At 57.3% G+C, this 25,772-nt stretch carries 21 protein-coding genes; 7 read left to right on the top strand and 14 right to left on the bottom strand.

Features of this window, described 5'->3' with window-relative positions; genetic code table 11:
* Nucleotides 1-155: 155 nt before the first annotated feature.
* A complete protein-coding gene (locus tag NUW46_RS05715) occupies nt 156-1,310 on the top strand; it encodes an isocitrate/isopropylmalate dehydrogenase family protein (RefSeq protein ID WP_291909761.1) in 1,155 nt (384 codons plus the stop codon).
* A gap of 7 nt (nt 1,311-1,317) precedes the next feature.
* Here NUW46_RS05715 and NUW46_RS05710 read toward each other — a convergent pair whose 3' ends face one another.
* The 3 genes from NUW46_RS05710 to NUW46_RS05700 are packed head-to-tail and all read right to left on the bottom strand — an operon-like array spanning nt 1,318 to nt 3,310.
* A complete protein-coding gene (locus tag NUW46_RS05710) occupies nt 1,318-1,890 on the bottom strand; it encodes a DUF1439 domain-containing protein (RefSeq protein ID WP_418141588.1) in 573 nt (190 codons plus the stop codon).
* Nucleotides 1,883-2,074: a CPXCG motif-containing cysteine-rich protein gene (locus NUW46_RS05705; protein ID WP_069184151.1), complete on the bottom strand. Its 192-nt coding sequence runs from the start codon at nt 2,072-2,074 to the stop codon at nt 1,883-1,885. Before NUW46_RS05705 ends, NUW46_RS05710 begins: the two co-directional genes overlap by 8 nt.
* 9 nt (nt 2,075-2,083) lie before the next feature.
* A complete protein-coding gene (locus tag NUW46_RS05700; RefSeq protein WP_136629632.1) occupies nt 2,084-3,310 on the bottom strand; it encodes a pyridoxal phosphate-dependent aminotransferase in 1,227 nt (408 codons plus the stop codon).
* Between the two features lie 239 nt (nt 3,311-3,549).
* Here NUW46_RS05700 and NUW46_RS05695 point away from each other — a divergent pair, with 239 nt between their 5' ends.
* Nucleotides 3,550-4,533: a D-2-hydroxyacid dehydrogenase gene (locus NUW46_RS05695; RefSeq protein ID WP_418141587.1), complete on the top strand. Its 984-nt coding sequence runs from the start codon at nt 3,550-3,552 to the stop codon at nt 4,531-4,533.
* A 279-nt stretch (nt 4,534-4,812) separates the two neighbouring features.
* Here NUW46_RS05695 and NUW46_RS05690 read toward each other — a convergent pair whose 3' ends face one another.
* The 5 genes from NUW46_RS05690 to NUW46_RS05670 all read right to left on the bottom strand — a co-directional run bounded on the left by NUW46_RS05690 (nt 4,813) and on the right by NUW46_RS05670 (nt 12,266).
* A complete protein-coding gene (locus NUW46_RS05690; protein ID WP_418141586.1) occupies nt 4,813-5,901 on the bottom strand; it encodes a fatty acid desaturase family protein in 1,089 nt (362 codons plus the stop codon).
* A gap of 319 nt (nt 5,902-6,220) precedes the next feature.
* Entirely contained in the window at nt 6,221-6,886 is a 666-nt protein-coding gene (locus NUW46_RS05685; protein WP_069184146.1) for a LuxR C-terminal-related transcriptional regulator, read from the bottom strand.
* A gap of 44 nt (nt 6,887-6,930) precedes the next feature.
* A complete protein-coding gene (gene acs / locus NUW46_RS05680; protein ID WP_136631807.1) occupies nt 6,931-8,880 on the bottom strand; it encodes an acetate--CoA ligase in 1,950 nt (649 codons plus the stop codon).
* 305 nt (nt 8,881-9,185) lie between these two features.
* The gene (locus tag NUW46_RS05675; RefSeq protein WP_136631806.1) at nt 9,186-10,721 is read right to left on the bottom strand and encodes a fatty acyl-CoA reductase; all 1,536 of its coding nucleotides are present in this window, start codon (nt 10,719-10,721) and stop codon (nt 9,186-9,188) included.
* Between the two features lie 222 nt (nt 10,722-10,943).
* Nucleotides 10,944-12,266: a MinD/ParA family protein gene (locus NUW46_RS05670; protein ID WP_418141585.1), complete on the bottom strand. Its 1,323-nt coding sequence runs from the start codon at nt 12,264-12,266 to the stop codon at nt 10,944-10,946.
* A 206-nt stretch (nt 12,267-12,472) separates the two neighbouring features.
* Here NUW46_RS05670 and NUW46_RS05665 point away from each other — a divergent pair, with 206 nt between their 5' ends.
* From NUW46_RS05665 to NUW46_RS05650, 4 genes are all read left to right on the top strand, one after another.
* The gene (locus NUW46_RS05665) at nt 12,473-14,458 is read left to right on the top strand and encodes an HDOD domain-containing protein (protein ID WP_418141584.1); all 1,986 of its coding nucleotides are present in this window, start codon (nt 12,473-12,475) and stop codon (nt 14,456-14,458) included.
* 24 nt (nt 14,459-14,482) lie between these two features.
* A complete protein-coding gene (locus NUW46_RS05660; protein WP_222466271.1) occupies nt 14,483-16,657 on the top strand; it encodes an EAL domain-containing protein in 2,175 nt (724 codons plus the stop codon).
* A 233-nt stretch (nt 16,658-16,890) separates the two neighbouring features.
* Nucleotides 16,891-17,544: a class I SAM-dependent methyltransferase gene (locus NUW46_RS05655; protein ID WP_209401106.1), complete on the top strand. Its 654-nt coding sequence runs from the start codon at nt 16,891-16,893 to the stop codon at nt 17,542-17,544.
* A gap of 49 nt (nt 17,545-17,593) precedes the next feature.
* The gene (locus NUW46_RS05650) at nt 17,594-18,601 is read left to right on the top strand and encodes a DUF2156 domain-containing protein (RefSeq protein WP_069184139.1); all 1,008 of its coding nucleotides are present in this window, start codon (nt 17,594-17,596) and stop codon (nt 18,599-18,601) included.
* Here NUW46_RS05650 and murI read toward each other — a convergent pair.
* Both murI and nudC read right to left on the bottom strand, forming a co-directional pair.
* On the bottom strand, nt 18,579-19,442 hold the full coding sequence (gene murI / locus NUW46_RS05645) for a glutamate racemase (RefSeq protein ID WP_418141583.1): 864 nt from the start codon (nt 19,440-19,442) through the stop codon (nt 18,579-18,581). The two genes, NUW46_RS05650 and murI, sit on opposite strands and share 23 nt — an antisense overlap.
* Nucleotides 19,439-20,254, bottom strand: coding sequence for an NAD(+) diphosphatase (nudC, locus tag NUW46_RS05640; protein ID WP_418141582.1), 816 nt, complete (start codon nt 20,252-20,254; stop codon nt 19,439-19,441). Before nudC ends, murI begins: the two co-directional genes overlap by 4 nt.
* A gap of 152 nt (nt 20,255-20,406) precedes the next feature.
* On the opposite strand from nudC, the gene plsB reads away from it, so the two are divergent.
* On the top strand, nt 20,407-22,875 hold the full coding sequence (gene plsB, locus NUW46_RS05635) for a glycerol-3-phosphate 1-O-acyltransferase PlsB (protein ID WP_418141581.1): 2,469 nt from the start codon (nt 20,407-20,409) through the stop codon (nt 22,873-22,875).
* A 6-nt stretch (nt 22,876-22,881) separates the two neighbouring features.
* Here the strand turns inward: plsB and NUW46_RS05630 are convergent, their stop codons facing one another.
* The 4 genes from NUW46_RS05630 to adk all read right to left on the bottom strand — a co-directional run bounded on the left by NUW46_RS05630 (nt 22,882) and on the right by adk (nt 25,588).
* Entirely contained in the window at nt 22,882-23,709 is an 828-nt protein-coding gene (locus NUW46_RS05630) for a class I SAM-dependent methyltransferase (protein ID WP_349343696.1), read from the bottom strand.
* The gene (locus tag NUW46_RS05625) at nt 23,709-24,071 is read right to left on the bottom strand and encodes a UDP pyrophosphate phosphatase (RefSeq protein WP_069184134.1); all 363 of its coding nucleotides are present in this window, start codon (nt 24,069-24,071) and stop codon (nt 23,709-23,711) included. The genes NUW46_RS05630 and NUW46_RS05625 overlap by 1 nt, the downstream gene beginning before the upstream one ends.
* Nucleotides 24,072-24,204: 133 nt before the next feature.
* A complete protein-coding gene (gene tsaB / locus NUW46_RS05620; RefSeq protein WP_291909775.1) occupies nt 24,205-24,900 on the bottom strand; it encodes a tRNA (adenosine(37)-N6)-threonylcarbamoyltransferase complex dimerization subunit type 1 TsaB in 696 nt (231 codons plus the stop codon).
* Nucleotides 24,901-24,934: 34 nt separating this feature from the next.
* The gene (adk, locus tag NUW46_RS05615; RefSeq protein ID WP_069184132.1) at nt 24,935-25,588 is read right to left on the bottom strand and encodes an adenylate kinase; all 654 of its coding nucleotides are present in this window, start codon (nt 25,586-25,588) and stop codon (nt 24,935-24,937) included.
* Nucleotides 25,589-25,772: the final 184 nt, after the last annotated feature.

Raw genomic sequence — 25,772 nt, 5'->3', positions numbered from 1 at the left:
GTGTTTATTAGACATGTTTTTGACCAATATAGCTGCGAACCCCTCCCTGGTAAAACCACTTTGTGGTTAAAGCATGTCAAACGGTGGAATCCCCGGATTACATGACTAAACTGGGGTTTGTTTATACGTATCTGTCCCCAAAAGGAGTTTCCCGAATGGCCCAATCTACCCGTATCGCTGTAACCCCGGGCGACGGCATAGGCCCCGAAGTGGTGGCCGAGGCTGTGCGCTGCCTGGAAGCCCTGCGTGCAAAACACGGCCTGGACCTTGAGTGGACGCGATTCCCTTGGCCCTCCCACGCCTGGCACGAAGAACATGGTGAATCCATGCCGGCGGATGCCCTCGCCCAGCTTCAGAAATACGACGCCATTCTATTGGGCGCCCTTGGCGATCCGGGCCCTATGGACGATCCGGACCGCTACCTGTTGCCAGACAGCATATCCCTGGCCCCGCTGCTGGACATGCGCAAGGGGTTCGACCAGTGGGTCTGCGAGCGTCCGGCCCGGCTTTTGCCGGGCGCCCGGCAGTATCTGGCGGACGAGCGCGCCAAAGACATCGACATGCTTGTGATTCGGGAAAACTCCGAGGGTGAATATGTCAGCCAGGGCGGGCGGTTGCGCAAAGGCACGCCGGACGAAGTGGCCACGCAGATGGAGGTATTTACACGCAAAGCAACCGACCGGATCATCCGCTATGGATTCGAACAGGCGCGAAACCGTGCTGCTGATCGGGTCAAGGAAGGCCGGACGCGGACCTTCCGGACACTGGATGGCCGCACCTGCGAAAGTCAGGTTTGCCTGATCACCAAGCGAAATGCCCTGCGCTACTGGGGTGATATGTACACCGAAGCCTTTGACGAAATCAGCAAAGAATACCCGGATGTGGCCACGCACCATGAACTGGTGGACGCCGCCTGTATGAAGTTTGTCCAAAGCCCCTGGGCTTTCGATGTCGTGGTGGCCAGCAACCTCCAGGGTGACATTCTGACGGATCTTGCCGCAGTGCTTTCAGGAGGCATGGGCGTTGCACCTTCCTGCAACCTGAATCCCACCGATCCGGATATGCCCTCGATGTTCGAGCCCACCCACGGCAGCGCTCCGGATATCGCCGGGCAGGGCCTCGCAGACCCCACCGCCATGCTTTTCACTGCCGCCCGCATGCTCGAATGGCTGGGGCGCAAGGATCCCGCCATTGCCGCCGCAGGGAAGGAACTGTTCGATGCTGTGGCTGCAGACCTTGCCGAAAACTCAGGTCGTCGGCGTGGCACCCACGAAATCGGTTCTGCAATCTGCGAGAGACTGTCTCAGTAAACCAGGGCTACTGGTCGGCCATCACAAATTCCAGCCGGCCAGGCGCCACGCGCACATCCACTGGCATCATACCGAACATACGCTGGGCGAAATCGGTTTCGTCCAGCCGATATACCGGCATGGTCTCCAGCATCTGGGCCACCAGCCGCATGACCGTATCGGTTACCGGCTTCAGATCCCCCTTGAAGAACGGAGAGTCGATACTGCTTTCAAGAAGTTGCAATCGCCGTATGAAGATGGCTTTCTCCGAGCTGTCGTAAACCGGCGCACCCTCAACCTTCAGGGCAATATCCACCGGTAGCTTCGCCATCAACGCATTCAGGGCAACCTGCCCCCTAACATCGATTACTGCCACGTCCCGGCCATCAGGCCCCAGGGTGATGTCGGCGTCATCAAGACTCAGGCTCAGCGGAGAACCGCTGTTCAACTGGTTTCGATCAAATTCGCTCACAACATCCTGGAGATGCCTCTCCAGCTCGCCTTCAGAAATCGAATAAGGCGACAGACTGGCGCAGCCGCTGGCAAGCACCACCACCAGGACCAGAAGCGTGCGGCAAACATAGAGCGATGTTCTATTCATTCTCAGCCCGGGCCTCTACATGAGGCGTCAGATTGTCGTCAAAAACCACGCGCAACAGTATGGGCCTGCAGCAGACCTGGCAATCCTCGACATACTCCTGTTCCGGCACTGACGGGTCGACGCTGATATCCAGCGTCTCCCAGCAGTACGGGCACTGAATCAATACCGAGTCCAGGGCTGACATGGCATCACCTCAGAACTGTTGTTTGGCCATCCACGGAATGACGCGATCAAACGCCTCTTCCAGTTTCTCGCAGGTTGTGGAGAAACTGATCCTGACGGCGTTGGTACAACCTTCACCGAAGGCATCACCGGGCACCATGCAGACACCGGTTTCCTTCAGCATCCGCAGGGCCAGATCCGAACCGTCCACATGGGGTGGAAGGTCAGGAAACGCAAAAAACGCACCGCCCGGCTTGTACCCGGTCATGTAGGGGGTCTGATCAACCAGTTCAACCACCTTGTCCCGACGTTCCCGGTAAATGTCGACCATATCGCGAACGCACTGCTGGTCCCCCGTGAGCGCTGCCACACCGGCAAACTGGGAGGGGGTATTGGCCACCGACGTGGTGAACATATGGTAGCGCCGCAGCGATTTTATGGCGGCCTGGCTGGAAATCACCCAGCCGACACGCAGCCCTGCCATACTGTAGGTTTTGGAGAAGCTGCTGATGCACATGATGTTGTCCAGATCCATCGAGCAGTTCAGCACACTGGCGAAGTCGTCATCATCAAAGATCAGATGGTCGTAGACTTCGTCCGCATAAACCTGGATGCCCCGGTAGGCACACTCCTCAAGGATGGTTTCAACAGTGCTGCGCGGATAAACCGCCCCGGTCGGGTTGTTGGGGTTGTTCAGGATCAGCGCGAAGGTGCGGGGCCCCATCGCCCGGATCACCTCATCCGGATCCAGCTGGTGGTTGTTCTCCGCCCGGGTCTGGACGAATTTCACCTCGCCACCATTCATCCGGATCAGGGGCGCATACAGCAGGAAGGACGGGTCCGTTACGATAAACTGCCGCCCTGGCGCAGAGGTGGCGGAAATGGCCAGGTACATGGCCTCTGTGGCGCCGCTGGTAATCAGGATGTTATCCCGGGTCAGTTTGCGGTTGTAACGCTTGCCATAATAGTCGCGCAGGGCCACCAGCAGTTCCGGCAGTCCGGCATCCATGGTGTAGCCGGTCTGCCCCGCATTGAGCGCGTCGACATAGGCATCAATGACGTGCTTGGGGGTCGGCAGGTCCGGCTGACCGATGGAAAGATGAATGACATCCTTCATGGTGGCCGCCATATTCACCATGCGCCTGATGCCGGGCACCGGAATCGCCTGCATGGCAGGGTTCCAACTGGCCTTGTTCTTCCGGTACTTCACTCGACGCGGTTTGGTCTGGCCGGTTTCTTTGTTGGCGGCTTCTGCCATAAACACCTCCTGCAAACGGGGCAAATAGAATCCACTCCTGCAGGTTAGTCAGTATGGCAAGCCTCTACAAGACAAAAAATCATATAGATGATGTACGTGAAAGTACCGCCATCACCGCGGTCAGAGCAAAATCTGTTGCCCCGCAAGTTGACCCGACAGTACCTGCCGACCAGACTGTAAATTGGCCATGGACGATCACCAGGCACAGACAGTCACTCATCATCATAGGCGGAGGCTCAATGACTCAGCACAGCAAACCTGTTGTTACCGTTCTCACCGCACCCGGGGAACAGGAACCGCCAGGAATGGACGCCGTCAGGGCCCGCGCAGATGTGCGCTTTGCCTGTGACGAGCCGACCCTTCGCGACACCTTGCCCGGCACCGACATCATGATGGTGACGGACTTTCGCACAGAGGCCCTGGCGGCCGCCTGGCACACGGCAGACAAGCTGAAATGGATCCACGCCACCAGTGCTGGCGTTGATGCACTGATGTTCCCGGACCTGATCAAGGGCGATGTCACCGTGACCAACGCCCGCGGCATTTTCGACCGCACCATTGCCGAGTACGTGCTCTGCACCATCCTGATGTTCGCCAAGGATTTCCCGAACTCCATCCGGCTGCAGATGAAGCACCAGTGGAAGCACCGGGACACCGAGCGCGCAGAAGGCAAGCAGGTTCTGGTTGTTGGAGCAGGCTCTATCGGCCGCCAGATCGGCCGGCTGGTTGGCGCTGCCGGATTGAAGGCCCACGGCATTGCCCGCAAACCGAGAAAAGAGGATCCGGATTTTGTTGCGGTACACGGCAACGACGACCTTTACGAGCAGCTGGGGCACGCGGACTTCGTGGTAATTGCAGCACCCCTGACACCCCAGACCGAGGGCCTGTTTGACGAGAAGGCCTTCAAGGCCATGAAAAAGTCCGCCCGACTGATCAACATCGGCCGCGGCCCGATCGTCAAAACCGATGATCTGATAACAGCCCTGAAAAATGGCGAAATCGCCGGCGCCGGCCTGGACGTCTTCGAGGAAGAGCCGCTACCTGAAGATCACCCGCTCTGGGACATGGAGAACGTCACCATGACCGCCCATATGGCCGGCGACTTCATCGGCTGGAAGCGGGCCCTGACCGACCAGTTTCTGGAGAACTTCGACCGCTGGCACAAAGGCGAGGAGTTGTTCAACCTGGTGGACAAGGAACTGGGGTACGCCGGTAGCAAGTAAGAGTGCTCATTCGAGCCTCGGAGCGAGCGTCGGGACGGGTTTCCAAAACACGCTGTGGATACCTCCCTGTACGCTCGGCTCCGCCCCTTGCGCTAATCGCTCCTGCGTCGCGCAAGGGTCCTGGCCAGGCCGTCCATGGCCTGCCCGTGAAGAGCTCACGCTCTTCACCCATGGCTCCGCACGGTTTTGGAAACCCGTCCCGCCCCTCACTCCTCAGAGTTAACCGAAACCTAAGCGCGTAGGTCGGATTAGCCATAGGCGTAATCCGACAATACTCGCCTACACACGATTACTTGCGGAAAACCTCTGCTGCAAAGGCAACAAATCAAACACACGTTCCGGATTATTCGGATCCACCAGCTCCGTCGGTGACTTGTAAACCCGAGGCGTGCTGTAAAGCAGCTTCAGCGCAGTACTGTGTGGCATGGCCACATACCGGTCGCCATAATTGTCCTCCAGCCACCGACGAACCCGCGGCGCCATGTTGTGGCCCATTTTCGGAAAGAAGTGATGCTCAACGTGGTGACTGAACCGGAAATGCAGCCGGTCCAGCAGCGGGTGGCTGCGCAGACTCATGGAGTTATCCAGCGGGTTGTTGGTTGCCGTTTGCGGGCGCAGGAAATGATTGGTGAGGATATAGCCCTGCCCCAAAGCGTTGGCGGCCATAAATGGAATCAAAACCGTAAACACCGCCAGCGGTCCGGACACGATTGCCAACACCGCCCACGCCGCCACGCAGGCGAACGATTGCCGGATGGCCCTGCGGCGATCAAACCCTTTGAACTGCTTCCGCCGTCTGGCCTGAAACCACAGCACCAACTGGGCGTGGAAGGTAAAGGAGTAAGTCAGAAACAGATAGCTGTACCACGTCCCTGAACCGGGAGCCAGTTTGGTGAACTTCTTCTGCTTCGGGTCCGCCTTGTAGCGACGCAGGGTGCCAAAACTGTCCGGGTCCACATCACCCGCATTGGTATTTCCGTGATGCACCACATTGTGCCACCGACGCCAGAACTCAGGCGGCACAATCAACGGCCCGAACCCCAACCAACCAAAAAAGTTCTGCCAGCGCCGGCTCATACCCAGCGCCCCGTGTAGCACCTCATGGGCCAGCAACGCCTGACAACCAATGGTATGGCCCACCAGCAGACCAAGCCCCAGATTCAAATACCACGGCAACCCCGCCAGCAAAATGGTCGAAATACCTCCCCAGATGATCAACTGCAAAGGCAGAAACCAGATAACCCGCCAGGTTTGCGGCTTGAACGTATCCGCCGGCAGTTCCTTCTTCATTCTATCCCTGAGTTCCCGCTCGTCTGGCTTGCCAAAACCGGTCGGGCCCAGCGAGTCGGGCTGTACGGCAGCGTTCATTTTTCACCTTTTACTAATCGATTAAATTCAGCCATAGAATACTACTTCAGAGTACATATGTGCGCTGAATTTAGCGAACAACAACTGTGATGGCAACACCAATGGTTAGATGCCGAGAAAAAGGAGATAAAAAATAGAACACCTGTACCGAATTTATAACACCGGAAAATCTTTCTGAGACTTGAGAGTGCCGGGTGGAGGTCCTCTTCATCCGGCACCGCCCCAAACAAGCGGGCTGGGAAACCAATACAAATGACAGAAACAAAAACGGGAGCCCGAAGGCTCCCGCTCGCTATCAATTCAAACCAGTAAAACCAAATCAGCTACCAGACAACGACTGATCCGAAGGATCGATCTCCATCTGCTGAATCGCAATCACCGCCTGGGTCCGATTCCGAACCCCAAGCTTCCGGAACACCGCCGTGATATGCGCCTTGATGGTCGCTTCGGAAACATCCAGATCATAGGCAATTTGCTTGTTCAGAAGCCCCTCGGCCAGCATACCCAGCACCCGGAACTGCTGTGGCGTAAGCGACGCCAACTTCTCGGAAAAGTCCGTGGCATCCGAATGCATCCGCTCGATCTTCTCAGCCACTCCCGCCGGCAACCAGACATCCCCTTCCAGGACCGCCTGAATCGCCTCCGTGATGGTGGGCAACGGCGCCGACTTAGGAATGAAGCCGGAAGCGCCGTAGTCAATCGAGCGGCGCATCACCTGTAATTCCTCGGAACCTGACACAACCACCACCGGCAGCCCCGGGTATTGCCCGCGCATGAACACGAGCCCGGAGAAGCCGTGGGCACCCGGCATATTGAGATCCAGCAGAACCAGATCCGCATCCGGATGCGACTCTACCGCCGCCTGCAGTGCCTTGATGCTGTCGACTTCCACCGTCTCGGCATCGGGCACCGCCTGACTGACCGCCTGCTTCAATGCTGCGCGAAACAGCGGGTGATCATCAGCGACGATAATTGTTTGTGCCATTCAACAGATTCCTTACAGGTACGTGGCCTGGTAACACACAGGCGTTACTGGTTCGCACGACCGCTGATCAGGTCATCGACTACACCCGGATCTGCCAGCGTCGACGTATCACCCAACTGGTCGTGCTCGTTAGAGGCAATCTTACGCAAAATCCGGCGCATAATCTTGCCAGAACGGGTTTTCGGCAGTCCAGGCGCCCACTGGATCACATCCGGCGAGGCAATCGGGCCGATCTCCTTGCGGACCCACTGCACCAGTTCTTTCTTCAGCTCATCAGAAGGCTCTTCGCCATGAACCAGGGTTACGTAGACGTAGATGCCCTGCCCCTTGATTTCATGGGGATAGCCAACGACGGCCGCTTCGGCGACTTTATCATGGGCAACCAGCGCGCTCTCTACTTCCGCTGTACCCAAGCGGTGACCGGACACGTTCAGAACGTCGTCCACTCGGCCGGTGATCCAGTAGTAGCCGTCCTCATCGCGACGGGCGCCATCACCGGTAAAGTACATGCCCTTGTAGGTGCTGAAATAGGTCTGGGCGAAACGTTCATGATCGCCATAGATTGTGCGCATCTGGCCAGGCCAGCTGTCCAGGATAACCAGGTTACCCTCGGTCTTGCCCTCAAGAATATTGCCGTCGTTATCCACCAGTGCCGGCTGGACACCGAAGAACGGAACGGTTGCGGAGCCGGGTTTCAGATCAATGGCGCCGGGCAGCGGCGAAATCAGGATGCCGCCGGTCTCGGTCTGCCACCAGGTGTCCACGATCGGGCACTTGCTGTTGCCGATAACCCGGTGGTACCACTCCCAGGCTTCAGGGTTGATGGGTTCACCCACGGAGCCCAGCAATTTCAGGCTTTCACGGGTCGTGCCGTTCATGCAGGACTCGCCTTCAGCCATCAGGGCACGGATCGCGGTCGGTGCGGTGTAGAGAATATTCACCTTGTGTTTGTCGACCACCTGCCCCATGCGCGAGCTGTCCGGGTAGTTAGGCACACCTTCGAACAGAACGGTGATGGCACCGTTGGCCAACGGGCCATACAGGATGTAGCTGTGGCCGGTCACCCAGCCAAAATCCGCCGTACACCAGTACACGTCACCCGGGTGATAATCGAACACGTACTCATGGGTCATGGAGGCATAGACCATGTACCCGCCGGTGGTGTGGAGCACACCCTTCGGTGCGCCAGTGGAGCCGGAAGTGTAAAGCATGAACAACGGATCTTCGGCGTTCATGGGCTCTGGCGGGCAGTCTGCGGAGGCAGACTTCATCAGATCTTCGTAACGCTCGTCGCGGGCGTTATTCCAGGGCACTTCGGAATTACCGGTGCGGGTGACAACCACGACTTTTTCTACATTGGCGGTGTCTTCGTTCTTGAGGGCCGCATCCACGTTCTTCTTCAACGGAATCTTGCGGCCGCCGCGAACACCCTCATCGGCAGTCACCACGAAACGGGATTTGCCGTTTACAATGCGCGCACCCAGAGCTTCCGGAGAGAAACCACCAAAAACCACAGAGTGGATTGCGCCGATCCGGGCGCAGGCGAGCATGGCGACGGCTGTCTCGACAATCATTGGCATGTAGATGGTAACTACATCACCCTTTTTTACGCCCAGCCCTTTCAGGACGTTGGCGAATTTGCTGGTCTCTTCGTGCAGTTCGCGATAGGTCACGTGACGCGAATCGGCAGGATCATCACCTTCGAAGATGATGGCGGTCTGGTCGCCACGCTTCTCGAGGTGACGGTCCAGGCAGTTGGCAGAGGCATTCAGCTGGCCATCTTCGAACCATTTGATGGACAGGTTGTTGTAGTCGTAGGTCGTGTTTTTCACCTTGGTGTAGGGCTTGATCCACTCAAGGCGCTTGCCGTGCTCACCCCAGAAGGTATCCGGGTCATCGACTGACTGGCGATACATTTTTTCGTACTGTTCCCGGTTCAGAAGCGCCTGCTTGGCAACTTCCGGACTTACCGGATATACCTGTTTATCAGTCATTGTGCTCCCCCTTTAGTCAGAGTCTGTTGTCATTGTCGGTTTTGGAATTCAGACGTTGCGGCCTCTCCGGCCCTTTAGACGGATAGTGGTAGTTCACCATGCTAGCCACTACACAATGAATTAGACTAACGTCCTAATCCGCCTGAACTTTTAGCCCAAAAAAGTCGATATCCCGCAAGAAAACAACGGTAAATTGCGCCGAACGAGAAGCTTTCTAAAGGATAGTTCGGTTGGGGCCGATGGCAAACCGGGAAGGAAAGCGGCCGGGTAAAAAAAAGCCCGGTCTGCGGGACCGGGCTTCGGATTCATGCTGCCTTTTTACGGGCTTTGGCTGAGCGCAGGCTGTATACCTTACGCTCCTTGAGGGCATAGCGGTTGAGCCCTGCAAGGTGAATCTTGCGCAGGTATACCGCCCAGTCAATCTGTCGTGCGTCTACCGGAAACAGCACCTTGTCCAGCTCCCCCATCCTGGCGGCCAGGGCCAGCAGGTCGTCATTGCGGAAGATATAGTCCGGCGCGGTATAGAAACCAAAGATGGTTGCCAGGGAGCGGGTGGTATCCAGGTTGCGAAGCACTTTCAGCTCGCGGTTCTGGCCCAGCATACGCAAGACTTTCCCGGTAATGCTCAGGGGAATGCGCACCCCGCCGACAACGGCGTCGAACAACCGGCGGTTCACCGCAATAAAGGGCTTGGTCGGCTGGCGATAGAACAGCTGATCGTATTCTGCGAAGTTGGTTTTGGATTCCGCCATCAGGTGATCAATGAATTGCCCCAGGGAAACCGGGTTAGAGCTGCCACTGCAACATTGGTATATCCGGTGACGGGGAGTATCAGCAATGGCTTCGGCAGCGGCCAGGATGATTGCATTGGCCACCAGATCCACGGGGATCACATCGATAATGCCGGACCGCTTGCCCGGGAATAGCGTAACCTTCTCTCGAGCGTAGGCAAGGATGATCGCGTCGGCCACCTTCACGCCCTCAATCCAGCCCGGCGCGGGCTCCTCGAGTGCGCTCTCGATAATCGATGGACGGACAATGGTCAGGGCACGCCCTGCCAGGGCCTTTAGCAAAAGCTGCTCACCCAACCACTTGGTAAAGGTGTAGGTATCGCTCCAGCCGTAATGGTTGGCTTCACGGATGCCAAGGTCCACCAGCTTCTTTTCAAGCATTTTTCCCGAATAGCGAGAACGAACGTCCGCAATCTTGTCTTCCAGCAGCCGAACCAGTTCCTCGATCTCGTAATAGCCTTCCGTACTCCGGGGGATAGGCTCACCGGCCGGCTTGATTACCGTCTCAGTGATCTGCCCCGAATTCATGCCGTTCACATAACAGGTGGAAACCTGAAGAACCGCCAGGGACTTGTTCTGTCGGGCAAGTTCGGCGACGTTTTCAAGGCACTGCGTATTGATCGCAAGCGCCTTGTCGAGCTCTTCACGGAAATTCACACTGGCGGCGGAATTGATGACCACATCAATACCTCCGGCCAGTTTGCGGAAACGGTCTGCGGACAGGCCAAACAATGGCTCGGTCACTTCCCCGGTCACGCAGTGCACGCGCTCATCGATAAAGGTTTCGAACGCTTCGTTGTCATCCTGGCGCAGCCGATCAAAGACTGACGAGGTCGCGATCTCGTCAAAAAACCGCTCCCGGGCATTGGGATGGCGCTTGTTACCACGGATCAGCAGGTGAATGCCGCCGATGTCAGGGACGGCGCGAATCAGCTTTTCCAGTACCACCTTGCCGAGAAAACCGGTGGTGCCGGTAATCAGAACATGCTTGCCCCTTAGCCGCTCAAGTACTTTGGACGACGCTTCGGGATTCAACTGCTGTGTTGCCATGGGAGAACTCCTTCTCATTTCGATTCGTTGTCGGCGCACACCTGCCAACCAAAGAAAAGTTTGTGAATCAGGTACGGAAGACTCAGTGCATATTGCGGGCCACGATTCAGATTTATGGTCAATCCTTGCACAACTTTATTTACAGAGCGGTGACACACAGCAAAGTTACGCTACAAAAAGTGCTAATAAAATGACGGAAAAGGAGGCAGGTATTTTTACCGGTCAGGAGCGTCCCTGATCATTACCTGAAAGAGACCGCAGGAGTTGATCCAGGGAGATATCCGCCGGCTGCTCCTTTAGCACCCGCACCAGGCGATCCTGCTCGCCAAAGCTGATTCGGTCGTAGAAAGGCTCGCGCAGTACCGGGTGGATCAACTCACGGCTTTGCGGTTCCTGTGCGGGGGGCGAAATCTGGTCCGCCAGGTCACGGAGGTGGATCGCCAGATGACTCTTGCGCTCGGGGCTGAGATTCTCCCACTGGAACGCTCCCAGTCCGGTCTGGATAATCTCGATGACATCACTGTCCAGCGTGCTCCCAAGCAGTGCAAAAAGCCGAGTGAATGCTTCATAACGCAGCAGTGGGTCGACCGGTGCTTCACTGAACACCGCCTCAATCTCATCCACGGCCTTCAGGCACCGATGCTTCAGCGATGGCGTCTCGTTCCCGGTTTGAGGTTCGGGCTTGCCCAACGCTTTCGGATTTGCCGATTCCCTTTTTGACACCTTATGCCAGTAAGCCGCAATGCCTGCCTTTCGCCTGGGCAGTTGGGAAAGCCTCACGTCCAGCATGTCGGCAAGGGTGTGGAACTGTCGGCATGAGGGGTCCGACACAGGCAGAAGCGCGACAGGCTTCTGGTTGAGAACCGACTGGCGAAGGGTCTCGTCGCGCCAGATGCCACCCATGTAGTGGAGCGAGATCCCCAGGTGGCGCTGGGCAGCGGCATCCAGACGCTGGAAGACGGACCTGGCCTGGCTGGCCCCCTGGGCCATATTCACAAGAATGCTAGGTATCCGATTGTAGCCCCTGCGCCTGAGCACCTTGATCAGCGAGAAGGCGTCCGTCAGGGACGCGGGATCCGGGGTCACCACCATACAAGCCAGTTCTGTTGCGGCAATCATATGGAGCCCGGCAGCCTGCAGGCCGGCAGCGGTATCGGTAATGACGTAATCGTAACGATTTTCCAGGTTATAGAGTGCCCGCAGGATTCGAAGACTCTCGGTCGGCCCCATGTCCATGCACTCCTGGACACCGGAGGCCCCTGGTACAATGTGCAGCCCGTAATCGGTCTCAAGGATGACGTCCTCCAGACGACACTCTCCGGCCATCACATTGGCAAGGGTTTTTCTCGGGTATAGGCCAACCATGATGCTGACATTGGCAAGGTCGGTGTCGCCATCCAGCAACAAAACCCGGTTATCCTGCCTTGCCAGGGTGAGCGCAAGATTCAGGGCGACCGAGGTCTTACCCACCCCACCTTTACCGCCAGCAATTGCGATGGTGCGGGGTTGGTTCGGATTGTGCTTGACAGGTTCTCTGGCGTTCATCACCGGTAATCTAGGTCCCTGATTTTTCGGTTTTCAGTATTTTAACCTGTAAAAATTCTACACATATCACGAATCAGATAATATATTGCTTAAAAAAAGAGCAATAAGTATTTAATAACGACGGATTATTGTCTAAGCTCTTTTCGGACAATAAGAATGAACGCTCCGTCAGATACTGACTTTTTCGTCGCACGGCAGGTAAGCCTATGCACATCGCGCCTGATCTACAGCTACCGAGTCTACCGGAGGTGACCCTGCGGGCGCTCGATGCATGCCATCAGGACGAGAGCTACCGAAAAATCAGCGAAATTGTCTCTGCCGATACGGCGCTGGTGGCTCGCATACTGGCACTGGCCAATTCCGCCCTTTACGGGCCCTCTACCCCCATTCGATCGGTTGACCAGGCACTCCTCAGACTCGGCACCCGCCGTTTTCACACTCTGGTTCTGACCGCAGCCCTGAGACAGCTGCTGTTTGAGCTGGGCGGCGAGGAATGGCAGCAACTCAGAGACTTCTGGCGCCACTCGCTGACTACCGCACTAACCGCCCGGGCGTTGGCAACCCTTACCCGGTATCCGGAGCCAGACGAAGCCTTCATGCTGGGCATGCTGCACAACATCGGCGAACTGATCGCTATTAAAACGCCAGCCACCGAGGCGAAGCAACACTATCTTGATCACCAGTCAGACATTGCCGCCGAACTCGTGGCCTCCTGGGGCCTGGGCCCCATGGCAGCCGATGCCATGCGTTATCAGCAGGCGCTGCCCTCGGAACTCAGGGATGCCGGCCACCTGGTGAAGCTGATCAGTCTCGCAACCCGCCTGGCTCTGTCCGATGCCGCCGGCATTGCAGCGGCAGGCACGGTATTCGGGCTCAACGAAGAACTGACCCGTGAAATCAACCGCCGCATCGGTCATGAAGTCTCGGGCATGGCGGCCTCCATGGGAATCCCGCTGGACGAGGATTACTGTGGCGAAAGCGCCTCAAGGCAGCTGAAACAGACCATTCTTCGTCAAGCCATGGCGAACCAGGCCATCAACCTGGCCGACCTGACCGGTGAAACCGAAGATATTCTCGCCGAAACCGTAAACAGCCTTACCCTGATCACAGGCCTTCCGGCACTGTGCTTTGGGCACACGGGAGATAATCTCGTGCTCCTGTCCGGCACCATTGGCGACATCCCCGAACTTGCGGTAACTGCCAAGCCAGGCGGGAGTGTTCTCACGGAAGCTTTTATTTCCGGGCTGCCAGTCAGCCTTGGGGAACGTTCACCCACGGTACTGGACCGTCAGTTACTCTCGCTATTACACACACCGTCACTGCTGGCCGTGCCGGTGAAGGGCGGCGACGATTGCCCGGGCGTCTTCGCCCTGGGTACCGACAACGACCATCTACCGACGACTCTGGAACTGGCTGATATCTTTACCCGCCAGCTGATCTCCGTGCTGGCAAACCGAAATCTTGCGACCGCCAGCGCAGAGGCCGGATCAGAAGGGCTGGATCAGGAAATAGCCCGCGAACGGCTGCGCAAACAGGTGCACGAGGTCAGCAACCCGCTTACCATCATCAGACAATACATTTATCAGCTCCGCGGCAGGCTCGAGGATGCCGGCGTCCAGCAGGAACTGGACGTCATTCGGGATGAGCTGGACCGGGCCGGTAACCTTTTACTGCAAATGAGTCATACTGACGCCGTAGGACCGGGTGATGAAGGAGTTGAGCTCAATACTGAGCTGGAAAGTCTCGCACGTATCCTTGAAGATAGCCTGTTCAGCTCCGGGAACCGAAATCTGAAGCTATCACTGTGCAGCGAACCAACACGGGTTGCGGCCAGCACCACCAGAATTCGCCAGGTAGTGATCAACCTGGTTCGTAACGCTGCGGAAAGCCTACCCGAGGATAGTGGCACTGTTGAAATTCATACCGCTTCTCCAGTGTGGCAGAACCATCGCACCTGGGTTGAGCTGGAAATCAAAGATACAGGTAGAGGAATACCCGGTGAAATACGGGACACCCTGTTCTCACCGGTAAAAACCACAAAGGGAGAAGGCCACAGCGGTTTGGGCCTGAGTATTGTGAAGCAGCTAGTCGATGACATGGAGGGCATCATAGCTTGTCGAACGGGGCAGGAAGGCACCACCTTCAGGATTCTGCTTCCGGCGGCCAGCCATAAAAAGAACGAGACAGACTGACGCACAAACGACGGATACAGACCGATGGCACCTGAACAAACTGATCAGCCTTTCAGTCACGGGTTAACGGCACGGATACTGGTAGCGGACGATGAACCTCGCCTGCTGAATACTCTGGCTTCGCTGTTGCGCAACCGGGGCTACGAGGTTGCGGAAGCACACGGTGGTCGAAAAGCCTGTGACCTGATTGATCAGGAACCATTCGATCTGGCGCTATTGGATCTCCGGATGCCAGAGGTCAACGGCTTCGATGTCATGGCCCACCTTGCCAATGGGCAACCGGATTGCGGAGTGATTGTGGTCAGCGGCGAGAGTTCTTTCAGCGCCGTAAGCCGAGCCCTTCGCCGGGGCGCCCTGGACTACATCCGCAAACCCTTCGACCCTGAAGAGCTGCTGGCCACCGTTGAGAGCGTTATCGGAAAGAAATCTCTGCTCGAGGCCCACGAACACATTCAGATGCGGCTCGAGAAATCCGAGGCCCTGCATCGCTACATCGTAAACAGCTCCCCCGACATCGTTTTCATGCTCGATCAGGACGGCCACTTCTGCTTTGTGAACAGCAAGGTCGAGAGCCTGCTCGGATACCAGCCTGCGGAACTCTGTGGCCAACACTTCCGACACATCCTGGATGACCGTGACGTGACCCGGGGAACCCTGGCGCTCAAGGGCCCCAACATCACCGCGGACAACCCCAGGACCCTCGAGGTTCGCCTTAAGACCCGGGGCAGCCGCCGGGCAACCCGACACTTCGAGATAACAGCCTTTCCAATCGATCCGCAGACCTGGCCCCATTCCGGATCCACCCAGGGCGGCGGAAATGGCAATGGCGCGCGCTATTACGGCACCGCCCGTGATGTCACCGAGCGAAAGGAAGCCGAAGCATTCATCAATTTCCAGGCCTATCACGACCTGCTGACCCGCCTGCCAAACCGGGCCCTTTTCAAGGACCGTCTCGAGCTTGCGATCACCCACGCCAAACGTGGCGGTCAGAAACTCGCCGTGATGTTCCTGGATCTGGACCGTTTCAAGGTCATCAACGATACCCTCGGCCACGCCATGGGTGATCGATTGCTGCAGGCGGTAACCCATCGCCTTGAAAAATGTCTGCGCAAGGGCGATACCCTGTCCCGCTTCGGTGGCGACGAATTCACCCTGCTACTGCCCTCGATCCACAATCACGAAGATGCCAGACAGATCGCCAAGAAGCTGATTGATGCCCTCAGGGCGCCTTTTCAACTGGGTGATCACGAGGTGTTCGTGGGTGTGAGTATCGGTATCGCCATCTTCCCGGAAGCCGGCGAATCCATGGATCAGTTGATCCAGAACGCAGACATCGCCATGTATCACGTCAAGGGCAAGGGTAAGGACGGGTACCGATTCTATTCCGACAGCATGAGTATCGATACGGCCAACCGTCTTAACCTGGAGCGGGATTTGCGCCTGGCTCTGGAGCGGGACGAGTTGAGGGTGTTTTACCAACCCCAGGTGTGTTCCAAAACCAACCGGATCGTCGGCCTCGAGGCCCTGGTCCGCTGGCAGCACCCCGAACGGGGACTGCTCTACCCCAGAGATTTTCTGCCCCTGGCGGAGGAGACCAAACTCATTGGCCAGCTCAGTGAACGGGTTCTGGATCAGGCCTGCCAGGACGTTGGCCGCTGGATCCGGGCCGGCCACGACGATCTCAGGCTGGCCGTGAACCTGTCCCCTATCCAGGTGGAACACCCGCGATTTGTGGAAACCCTGATGCAGCAGGTAAAAGCCCACAATTTCCCGGCCGGCAACCTGGAAATCGAGATCACCGAAAACGTGATCATGAACGACCTTGAGCAGATTTCCCAAAAACTCCGGGAACTGGCGGCTCTGGGTGTCCGCATAGCAATTGACGATTTTGGCACCGGCTATTCGTCACTGAATTACCTCCACCGCCTCCCTATCCATACCCTGAAGGTCGACCAATCCTTCGTAAAGGCCATTCGCAGCGGCGACGACGGCGCTTGCATTGTGAATGCCATCGTCGCCATGGCCCACGGGCTGAAACTGGAGATCGTCGCCGAAGGCGTGGAGACCGACGAGCAACTGGAATACCTTCGAAGCCTTGGCTGCCATCAGGTTCAGGGCTTCTTCTACGGACCGGCCAGGCCCGCCGTGGAAATTTCCAGAGCCTTGGGTACCACACGAGCCAAAGCCGCATCATTCTGATAGACGATTATTTATTGTCTGACACTCCGATATAAAACCGCGATCTGGTTTGCAAAGTATTGCAGTACGTTACTTTGTGTATCCGGAAATGCGCATTACTGCACATATTTCTCCCATCCTGTTCTCTAAGCTCGATTCCATAGGCGCTGATCACCGGAATGTCCGACATTCTCGGACCAATAACGACAAAAACGGTGACGGCATCCAAGGAACAAGAACAGGCAGCAGTCATCATGCGCGACAAGTACAAGTACATTGGTCCCGTCTACGATTTCCTGAGCAACCTTTACAGCGGAAAAAACATTCACCGCTGCAAGACAGCGATGCTGGACGTTGAAACCGTGCAGCCAGGGGACAGAATACTGTTTGCCGGGGTCGGCCACGGTCGGGATGCCATTCGGGCCGCCGAGCTGGGCGCCAATGTAACCGTGGTGGACCTTTCCGAAACCATGCTGAGAAAGTTTGCCGAGGCTCAGGAAAAGGAAGCCCCGCACCTTACTATCCGTCGCATCCACAGCGACATCATGAAGGTGGATGAGTTCGAACAGTACGACATGGTGGTGGCCAACTTTTTCCTCAACGTATTCGACGAAGACATGATGGTCCGGGTTTTGGAGCATCTGATACGCCTGGGCAAAGCAGACGCCCGCGTGGTTGTTGGCGACTTTTCCTACCCCACGGGCAACCTGCTTTCCCGAATGTTCAAAAAGCTCTACTGGTACATGGCAGTCTTCATCTTCTGGCTGTTCGCCAACAACGCCTTCCACAAAATCTATAACTATCCCGAGCACATGCAGCGCCTGGGCCTTCAGGTCACCGACAAGAAGCACTTCAAGCTTCTGAACATGAACTGCTACTGGTCCATTCTTGGACGCAAACAGGCCTGATTACCTTCGCTAGAGAGTCACCCAACAAAAACAAACAGGGAGCAGCAGCATGTCGGATCAGATCCTCGCACTGGACAGGGTTGGCACACTGGAAAGCGGCTCATTCACGTTTACCGAGCGGGTCGGATTCCTGAAGAAGTACGGAACCCACTCCCAGTCGTTCTCGACCCTGCAGCCGGGCATGCAGTATTTCGATGTACCGGGCATGGGCTACATCGCCTACATGCGCAAATGGGGTGCGACCTTCGTGCTCTCTGATCCGGTCTGTGCCCCGGAAGACTTTGGCAGCCTGCTGGAGAGCTTTCACCAGAAATTTCCCAATGCCAGCTACATACAGGTATCCAAGCCTGTGGTCGATTTTCTCCATCTGCGCTTCGGCCTTTACGGCACACAGTTCGGCAGCGAGTCCCGCATTGATTTGAGCAAGTGGTCTCTGAGCGGAAAGAAGAAACAGATTCTCAGGACCGCACTGAACCAGGCTGAGAAAAACGGCATCACCGTCAAGGAAAGGTTCAGCGACGACCACACCCGGGAAATCTCCGAAGCCTGGATTCGAACCCGGAAATGCAAAAGCAATGAAATCCGTTTTCTGATCCGTCCCATGGAAATGGACTATCGGGAAAACGAACGACATTTCTACGCCTACCAGGACGGCAAAGCCGTCGGGTTCATTTATTTCGACCCGATCTATCGGAATAACGAGATCATCAGCTATGTGCCCAACATTTCCCGGGCCAATGCCGATTTCCGCCAGGGCATTTTCTATACCCTTATGGCCCATGCGATGGAAGTGTTCAGGGCCGAGGGCGTGCCCTATCTCGATCTGGGCCTGATTCCACTGTCACTGGATTCGGCGACGGAACATCAGGAGAGCCGACTACTGAAGCGCCTTTTGCACGGAGTCTATGAGAAGGGTAATTTCCTTTACAACTTCAAGGGCCTGGAATTCACCAAGTCGCGTTTCCGGGGCGAGAATTTCAAGACCTACTGTTGTCACAAGCGATCGATCCCGGCGTTAGAATTCTTCGCCATGTTCAAGCTGACCCGGTTGCTGTAGCCCCCGGCGCTCCGCCGGGCCAGCCTTCATTGAGCTCTTTGGGCGCCAGTCCAAGCCCCGTCATGAAGGCTGTGATTCCGTCAGGCGCCGACCCCGAAAACAAAGCTGCGATCACGGGACGCTCCCCTTCCCTGCAGATCTGGTTTTCAGCCAACGCACGTTGCCCAGCCTGATCCAGCAGCCAGGCCACTCGCCGTGCAATAGCCTCTCCCGAGTCCACCCAGAAACGAACCGATGGCAAACTCTGCTTCAGGCTCTCCAGCAACAGTGGATAATGAGTGCAGCCGAGAACCACCGTGTCCACATCCGCTTCCCGGAAAGGCTTCATTGCCTCGTTCAGCTCCTCAAGAGGAACCTCGATACCAGAAACCAGGTCTTCCGCCCAGCGTACGAACCCCGGATGGCCAATACGTTCTACCCGGCAATCGCCGGCAAATTCCTCGACCAGCCTGTCGAGGTAAGGTCTGCGAACTGTTGCCGGTGTTGCCAACAACCCCAGCCGCCGGTTAATCGTCTTTGCCGCCGCCGGCTTGATGGCGGGCACTACACCCACAACCGGCACCTTTGTCATGGCCCTTAAATAGGGTAAAACCACCGTGCTGGCCGTGTTACAGGCCACCACGATAACGTCCGACGGGTAAAGCGCCAGGGCTGAATTAATCAGTGCGCAACAGCGATCAATCACGACCGTTTCGGATTTGTCGCCGTAGGGGAAACCTGCGTTATCCGCCAGGTAGACGAGCTCCAGCCCGGGCAAATGCCGGTGAATACAGGCTGCGACGCTCAGCCCACCCACGCCGGAGTCGAACACCAATACCCTTGGAGGTCCCTGCTCGTTCAAACCGGAATGCCTCCCCGGGAAATCTCATTTTCCATGGCCCGGATAAGGCGGCCAGAAATCGTGGTTTCCGGCGGCACCGGTGGCGTATCACCGGGCAGGAACCAGTCAGCATCGGCAAGTTCGTCTTCCTGGAGTACCAGTTCCCCTCCCGCGTAGTCAGCAAAGAAGCCGACCATCAGCTGATGGGGGAATGGCCAGGGTTGCGAGGCGTGATAGCGGATGTTGGTGACATCCAGTCCGGTCTCCTCTTTCACCTCACGGTGCACGGCGCCCTCAAGACTTTCCCCCGGCTCGACAAATCCGGCAATGAGGCTGTAAAAGTGCCGCTTGACCCTTGAGGACTTGGCGAGCAGAAACCGATCCTCCCTGCGTATGACCACGATCACGCAGGGCGCCAACCTCGGATACCAGGGAAGGCCACAAGGGTCGCACCATTTGGCCCGTTCCCGGGGATGAAAACCGGTTTCCTGTCCACAGCGGCCGCAATACCGATGGTCTCGCCACCACTGCCAGACCTGGAAGCCGGTACTGAGCATATCCGCAGGCGCGTCGCTCAGCATCAGCAAAGCATCCCGAAGCGGAATCACCTCCTGGTCACCAAGGCCAGACGCCGGTAATTCGGTAACAAACAGGTCCCGGCCGTCGTAGCTGCCCAGTGACACTGACTCGGGCAACCCGCCCTCGAAAAGATCGCTGTCGCCGGAATGCAGCCAGCCGTTTTCAGCCTTGACCACTCCAGACCCCGACAAGGCGAGGATCAGATCGCTTTTTTCTGGCCGCCGGGTCGTCCAGCCGGGTATCCACTGAGTCATTGCGACCACCATTCGATGAATCAACTGGGTGATAAAAAGATGAGTCCGAAATGTACCACATTGCTGCACCGGCCAAGAATGAAAGCTCGACTTTCCGCCCTGAACTCAACCAAGTAAACTTGGCACCTGTTTATTCAACGGAGTTGCACTTTATGCGTCTTTACCAGGGCATTCGCAGCCTGATCCTGACCCTTTTCCGCAAGATACTGTTCATCTGGGTCCGGACCGATGTCAGCGGCAACAGCGTTGACGCCCTCGCCCTGGATCCCGACAAACCGGTCTGCTACGTGCTGCAATACAGCTCCCTTTCCAGCCGCCTGGTTCTCGAGCAGGAAGTCATCCGGGCGGGACTGCCGGGCGCCTCCGAAGCACTCCCAGTGAAAAATGGCCCATCCCACTCCTTCTTTTTTCTCTATCGCCGGATTGGTGGTTTTTTCCGAGGTCGCCAGGCTCCGGCACCTACGAACGAATTCCAGGCACTGGTGCGCTATGGTCTGGAACACCCGGACCAAGATGTCCAGATTGTGCCTGTCTCCCTGTTCTGGGGCCGCTCCCCTGACAAGGAGAAATCCCTGGTCAAACTGCTGCTGTCTGATACCTGGTCCATTGCCGGCCGGCTTCAGAAGTTCCTGATCATCATGGTTCACGGCCGCAATACCTACGTGCAGTTCAACCAGCCGCTTTCGCTGAAGCAGGTTATCGATGAATACCGGCACAGCGAGGAGCGCGCCAACCGCAAGCTGGCACGGATTCTGAGAACCCACTTCCGCCGCGTTCGCCAGGCCGTTCTGGGCCCAGATCTCTCCCATCGTCGTACTCTGGTGGCAGGGCTGGTGCGCACTCAGGCAGTCAAGGAGGCCATCAGGGAGACCGCAGCCAAAGACGACATCCCGCCGGAAAAAGTACGTGCCAAGGCTTACAAATACGCGGACGAAATCGCCGCCAGCATGTCCATCGTCACCATCCGCTTCCTTGAGGTGGTGCTGTCATGGCTGTGGAACCGGATCTACAACGGTATTGCCATCAACAATATCCGGGTGGTGAAAGAAGTCGCCCAGGACAACGCGGTGGTATACGTGCCTTGCCACCGGTCACACATCGACTACCTGCTGCTGTCCTACGTGCTTTACAAGAATGGCCTGATGCCGCCGCACATCGCGGCAGGTATCAATCTCAACATGCCCATTGTCGGACCGATCCTGCGCCGTGGCGGGGCCTTCTTCATGCGCCGCAGCTTCAAGGACAATCCCCTGTACGCTACCGTTTTCAATGAATACATGCATGTGATGTTCTCCCGCGGCTATTCCGTGGAGTATTTTGTCGAGGGTGGTCGCAGCCGCACGGGTCGGATGCTTCAGCCCCGGCCAGGCATGCTGGCAATGACCGTTCGCAGCTTCCTGCGCGACCATCGCAAACCCATTGTGTTCGTGCCCGTTTACATTGGCTATGAAAAGGTTATGGAAGGGCGCTCCTACCTGGGCGAACTTCGCGGCAAGAAAAAAGAGAAAGAGAGCGTCTTCGGCCTGGCCAAGACCGTCCGCAAACTCAGCAACTCCTTTGGTCGCGTCGCGGTAAACTTCGGCGAGGCCATCCATCTGTCCGAGGTTCTCGACGACGTAAACAGCAGCTGGCGAGACGAGGCCTACGACGCCGAGTATCGTCCCAAGTGGCTCAACAGCGCGGTTTCAGAACTGTCGTTCCGGGTGGCGTCCAGCATTAACGCCTCTGTTGCCGTCAACCCGATCGGCATGACCGCAACGGTGCTGCTGGGTACCGAACGACTGGCGATGGATGAGGGCCAGTTGATCCGCCTGATGGATCAATACGCAGCCCTGCTCAAAGCCTTCCCCTACGCGGAAACCGTGACCCTGCCCGAGGGCTCGGGCAAAGACTGGGTCGCTTACTGCGAGGGTATGGGTCTGATCAGCCGGCAGCCGCAAAAGCTCGGCGATATCATTGCCCTGGAGGGCAGCAACGCGATCCTGATGACCTACTACAGGAACAACATCCAGCACCTGTTCGCACTGCCCTCACTGATTGCCAGCCTGTTTGAAAACAAGGATTCACTGGGGCGCGACAAGATCGTCTTCCTTGCCAGCGTGGCCTACCCCTACCTTCAATCCGAGCTTTTCCTGAAGTACCAGCCGGATGAAGCCAGAAACGTGATCAATCAGTGGATTGATGTTCTTATTGAACAGGGCCTGCTAAAGCCCCTGTACGATGACCGGATCGGACGACCAGAGGAAGGCACCGAAGCCATGCTCAGGCTCAGGGTGCTGTCCCGCTTTATCATCCAGACGGTCGAGCGCTACCACATTGCCCTGGGCATTCTGCGCAAGTACGGTTCGGGCAAGATCAGCGCCGCCGAACTGGAAGAGCAGAGCGCCCTGCTCGCCGAACGCATGTCCATCCTGTTCGGTCTCAATGCACCGGAATTCTTTGACAAGAGCCTGTTCCGGAACTTCATTGCCAATATGCAGAACAATGGTGTGATCACCACCGACGATAATGGCTTGCTGTGCTACGGGGAAGGGCTGGATGAGGTGGCTGATGATGCCCGTCTGGTGCTGAGCGTCGAGAAGCGACAGGCTATCCAGCAGGTTACCATGATGGGCGCCTGACGGCGCTCACCGGGACGGCAGCGCCCGAATCGAATACACGTCATAGCGGCTACTTTTGCCTTCCACGCGGGTGGTCGGCTCCGGTCCTTCAATCGCCGGCGCCTTACGGGGCCGCTTCACCACCACCCGGTAACGAGCATGCTCGAGCGCGCTCGCCAGCAATTGTCCGGAATCTTCGTCGTCACCCACGATGGTGCGAAACACCTGCATTTCTTTTTTTACCAGGGCCGACTTGTCTCGATGTGGGAACATCGGATCCAGATAGACAACGTCCGCGGCTTCGATTTCACTTTGTGCCAGCCACTCAATACTGCTGCCTTCCAGCAGCCGCATGCGCTCGACAATGGCGGCGCAATCCACGTTCATCGCTGCCCGCGCCAAACCGTCGGCCAACAGCGCATGAATAACCGGATTGCGTTCGAACAATGTGACCCTGCAGCCAAGGCTGGCGAGAACAAAGGCATCCTGGCCCAGTCCCGCCGTTGCATCAACCACATCCAGGGTGGCTCGGGTTTTCTGCAGGCCAACCGCCTTGGCCACCAGTTGGCCCGCGCCACCACCATGCTCACGCCGGTACCCCATTTTTCCGGTAACGAACTCTGCACGAACTGGCCCTGGCGCACCTTTGCCGGTGACCTGCAGGCCAAGGCCCAGCTCATCAAGAAATAGTAAAACCGGGAAGTCCGTGACATCTCTTGGGCGAACAACACCCAGGTTAGTCAGCCCAAGCGATTGGGCCAGACTTTCGGCCTGGACTCGGTCGCCAAGTGCACTGTGGGCAACAGCGATGGTGCTGCAAAGGGCAGAGGGTTCGGGCGAGGAGGAGTCAGGCATCAGACCAGAATATCAATCCCGGCCAGGCTACCATCGCCGCCTGCTTCCTGACCGGCAGCGGCTACAGAGGCAAATGTGGAGAGAGCCCTAGCGGCTGGCAGCGAGACCTCGTCGGCACGGAAACGCTCCAGACGGGCGTCTTCGGCGGCACGACGGGCCTCAACACGGCGCTCGAGGCTTTCGGTCGCATTGCGTTCGCTGACAATGCCCTGGCGACCATCGGCGAGGTCACGGCGAGCCGCATCGGGTGTTTTCTCCGGCGTTGATGCAGGCGCCCGGGCCGTATCACTGCGCTCCCGGACAGGGCTGTTGTTGCCGGTCTGGAAATTGAAATTGTTACCCGGATTAATACCGCCAATCATGTTCAGATACCGCTGGCCGGATGACAGGAAAACGTGAACCGAAAGTATGAAAGATTATCTTGAGGAAGAAAAGGTGGATGATCACTTCTTACCCAGCCTGGCGTTCCGGGATTCGCGAAGACAGCCGGTGAGACTATCGGCCAGGCAGTTTTTTCCAGGCCACTTCATCCCTGATGTACACCGGTTGAGCCTGCTCCGCTGACACCGTCTTCCCCTGCTCGTATGCATTCGCCGCAAGACGCGCTACCCAGGCAGCACGAAGTACCAGAGTCTCATCTACGTTATCAACACTCTCAGATACCTCCACCGGCATTGCGGAGCGATACTGCCAGCCCGGACCAGCTCCGCACCAGCCTTCGGTGGCGGCGGGCAGGCTAACTGCCTCCGGCGGACAGACCTGTTCCGGAGCCAGAGCCACCGGCAGTCCTGAACGGGCAGCAAAACACCCCCAATAAAGCTCTCCCATACGCGCGTCGAATGCCACCGCAATGCCGCCGTTCTCGGGAATATCCATGCTATCAATGGCGCCCAATGCAACCGCCTCCAGTGACGACACGGGCACCACCGGGATATCCAGCCCCCAGGCAAGCCCCTGCACGACACCGGTTGCGATTCTCACGCCAGTGAAAGATCCGGGGCCGCGGGCGAACGCCAGGGCATCCAGCTCGGCCGGGGCCAGATTTTTCTCTGCCAGCAGTTCCCGCACCATTGGCATCAGCAGCCGGGTGTGGCCTCTGGGGGCAAGCTCGAAGCGTTCGGAGATCTCGCCATCAACAAGAAGGGCTGCCGAGCAGCCCTCTGATGACGTATCCAATGCCAACAGTTTCACCGGTGTGAAAACCTCAGGTCAGGATGCCAATAATTTACTTGAGTTCTGAAAGGATCTGGTCGCGAATGCTGTCAAGGCTGCCAACGCCTTCCACGCGAACATATTTCGGCGCGGCTGCAGGGTCTTTCGAAGCCCAGTCCTGGTAGTAGCCGACCAGCGGTGCGGTCTGGTCGTGATAGATCTTCAGACGCTTGCGAACCGTCTCTTCCTTGTCGTCCTCGCGCTGAACCAGAGGTTCACCGGTTTCATCATCCTTGCCCTCAACTTTGGGCGGATCGTATTTCACGTGGTAGATGCGACCGCTGCCTTCATGTACTCGGCGACCGGACAGACGACTGACGATTTCCTCGTCATCGACGGCAATTTCAACCACATAATCAATGGCAATCCCCTGCTCTTTCAAAGCCTCGGCCTGGGGAATCGTGCGGGGAAAACCATCCAGCAGGAAACCGTTCTTGCAGTCCGGCTGCTGGATGCGCTCCTCGATCAGCGCAATGATGATGTCGTCCGACACCAGCCCGCCCGTTGCCATGACTTCCTTGACCTGCTTGCCCAGCTCGGACTCCGCCTTTACCGCCGCGCGCAGCATGTCACCGGTGGAGATCTGGGGAATATCAAACCGTTCCGTAATGAACTGGGCCTGAGTCCCCTTGCCTGCGCCCGGTGCGCCTAACATGATGATTCGCATAACGCTGTGCTCCCGTTTTAGTCATTATCATTTGAAAAGCTGTGGCAAAAACCTCTGCCTTTGCGACAGCCTCTCCTGCACGGAACAGGTGTCAGCCGGAAACGGCGAAGGCGCATTATACGAAGTCAGCCACGTCAGAGAAAGTCGACCTCCGTATCATGCACCGGAAGTGCGCATTTCCCAG

This window comes from Marinobacter sp. MA, assembly GCF_048298425.1.
In the GTDB taxonomy this organism is placed as follows: domain Bacteria; phylum Pseudomonadota; class Gammaproteobacteria; order Pseudomonadales; family Oleiphilaceae; genus Marinobacter; species Marinobacter salsuginis.
The sequence above is the reverse complement of the archived record's forward strand: the minus strand, read 5'-3'. Positions and strand labels throughout refer to the sequence as shown.

Coding starts and splice junctions, on each gene's coding strand:
- NUW46_RS05715 (WP_291909761.1), top strand. CDS start 156: ATGGCCCAATCTACCCGTATCGCTGTAACCCCGGGCGACGGCATAGGC.
- NUW46_RS05710 (WP_418141588.1), bottom strand. CDS start 1,890: ATGAATAGAACATCGCTCTATGTTTGCCGCACGCTTCTGGTCCTGGTG.
- NUW46_RS05705 (WP_069184151.1), bottom strand. CDS start 2,074: ATGTCAGCCCTGGACTCGGTATTGATTCAGTGCCCGTACTGCTGGGAG.
- NUW46_RS05700 (WP_136629632.1), bottom strand. CDS start 3,310: ATGGCAGAAGCCGCCAACAAAGAAACCGGCCAGACCAAACCGCGTCGA.
- NUW46_RS05695 (WP_418141587.1), top strand. CDS start 3,550: ATGACTCAGCACAGCAAACCTGTTGTTACCGTTCTCACCGCACCCGGG.
- NUW46_RS05690 (WP_418141586.1), bottom strand. CDS start 5,901: ATGAACGCTGCCGTACAGCCCGACTCGCTGGGCCCGACCGGTTTTGGC.
- NUW46_RS05685 (WP_069184146.1), bottom strand. CDS start 6,886: ATGGCACAAACAATTATCGTCGCTGATGATCACCCGCTGTTTCGCGCA.
- acs (WP_136631807.1), bottom strand. CDS start 8,880: ATGACTGATAAACAGGTATATCCGGTAAGTCCGGAAGTTGCCAAGCAG.
- NUW46_RS05675 (WP_136631806.1), bottom strand. CDS start 10,721: ATGGCAACACAGCAGTTGAATCCCGAAGCGTCGTCCAAAGTACTTGAG.
- NUW46_RS05670 (WP_418141585.1), bottom strand. CDS start 12,266: ATGAACGCCAGAGAACCTGTCAAGCACAATCCGAACCAACCCCGCACC.
- NUW46_RS05665 (WP_418141584.1), top strand. CDS start 12,473: ATGCACATCGCGCCTGATCTACAGCTACCGAGTCTACCGGAGGTGACC.
- NUW46_RS05660 (WP_222466271.1), top strand. CDS start 14,483: ATGGCACCTGAACAAACTGATCAGCCTTTCAGTCACGGGTTAACGGCA.
- NUW46_RS05655 (WP_209401106.1), top strand. CDS start 16,891: ATGCGCGACAAGTACAAGTACATTGGTCCCGTCTACGATTTCCTGAGC.
- NUW46_RS05650 (WP_069184139.1), top strand. CDS start 17,594: ATGTCGGATCAGATCCTCGCACTGGACAGGGTTGGCACACTGGAAAGC.
- nudC (WP_418141582.1), bottom strand. CDS start 20,254: ATGACTCAGTGGATACCCGGCTGGACGACCCGGCGGCCAGAAAAAAGC.
- plsB (WP_418141581.1), top strand. CDS start 20,407: ATGCGTCTTTACCAGGGCATTCGCAGCCTGATCCTGACCCTTTTCCGC.
- NUW46_RS05630 (WP_349343696.1), bottom strand. CDS start 23,709: ATGCCTGACTCCTCCTCGCCCGAACCCTCTGCCCTTTGCAGCACCATC.
- NUW46_RS05625 (WP_069184134.1), bottom strand. CDS start 24,071: ATGATTGGCGGTATTAATCCGGGTAACAATTTCAATTTCCAGACCGGC.
- adk (WP_069184132.1), bottom strand. CDS start 25,588: ATGCGAATCATCATGTTAGGCGCACCGGGCGCAGGCAAGGGGACTCAG.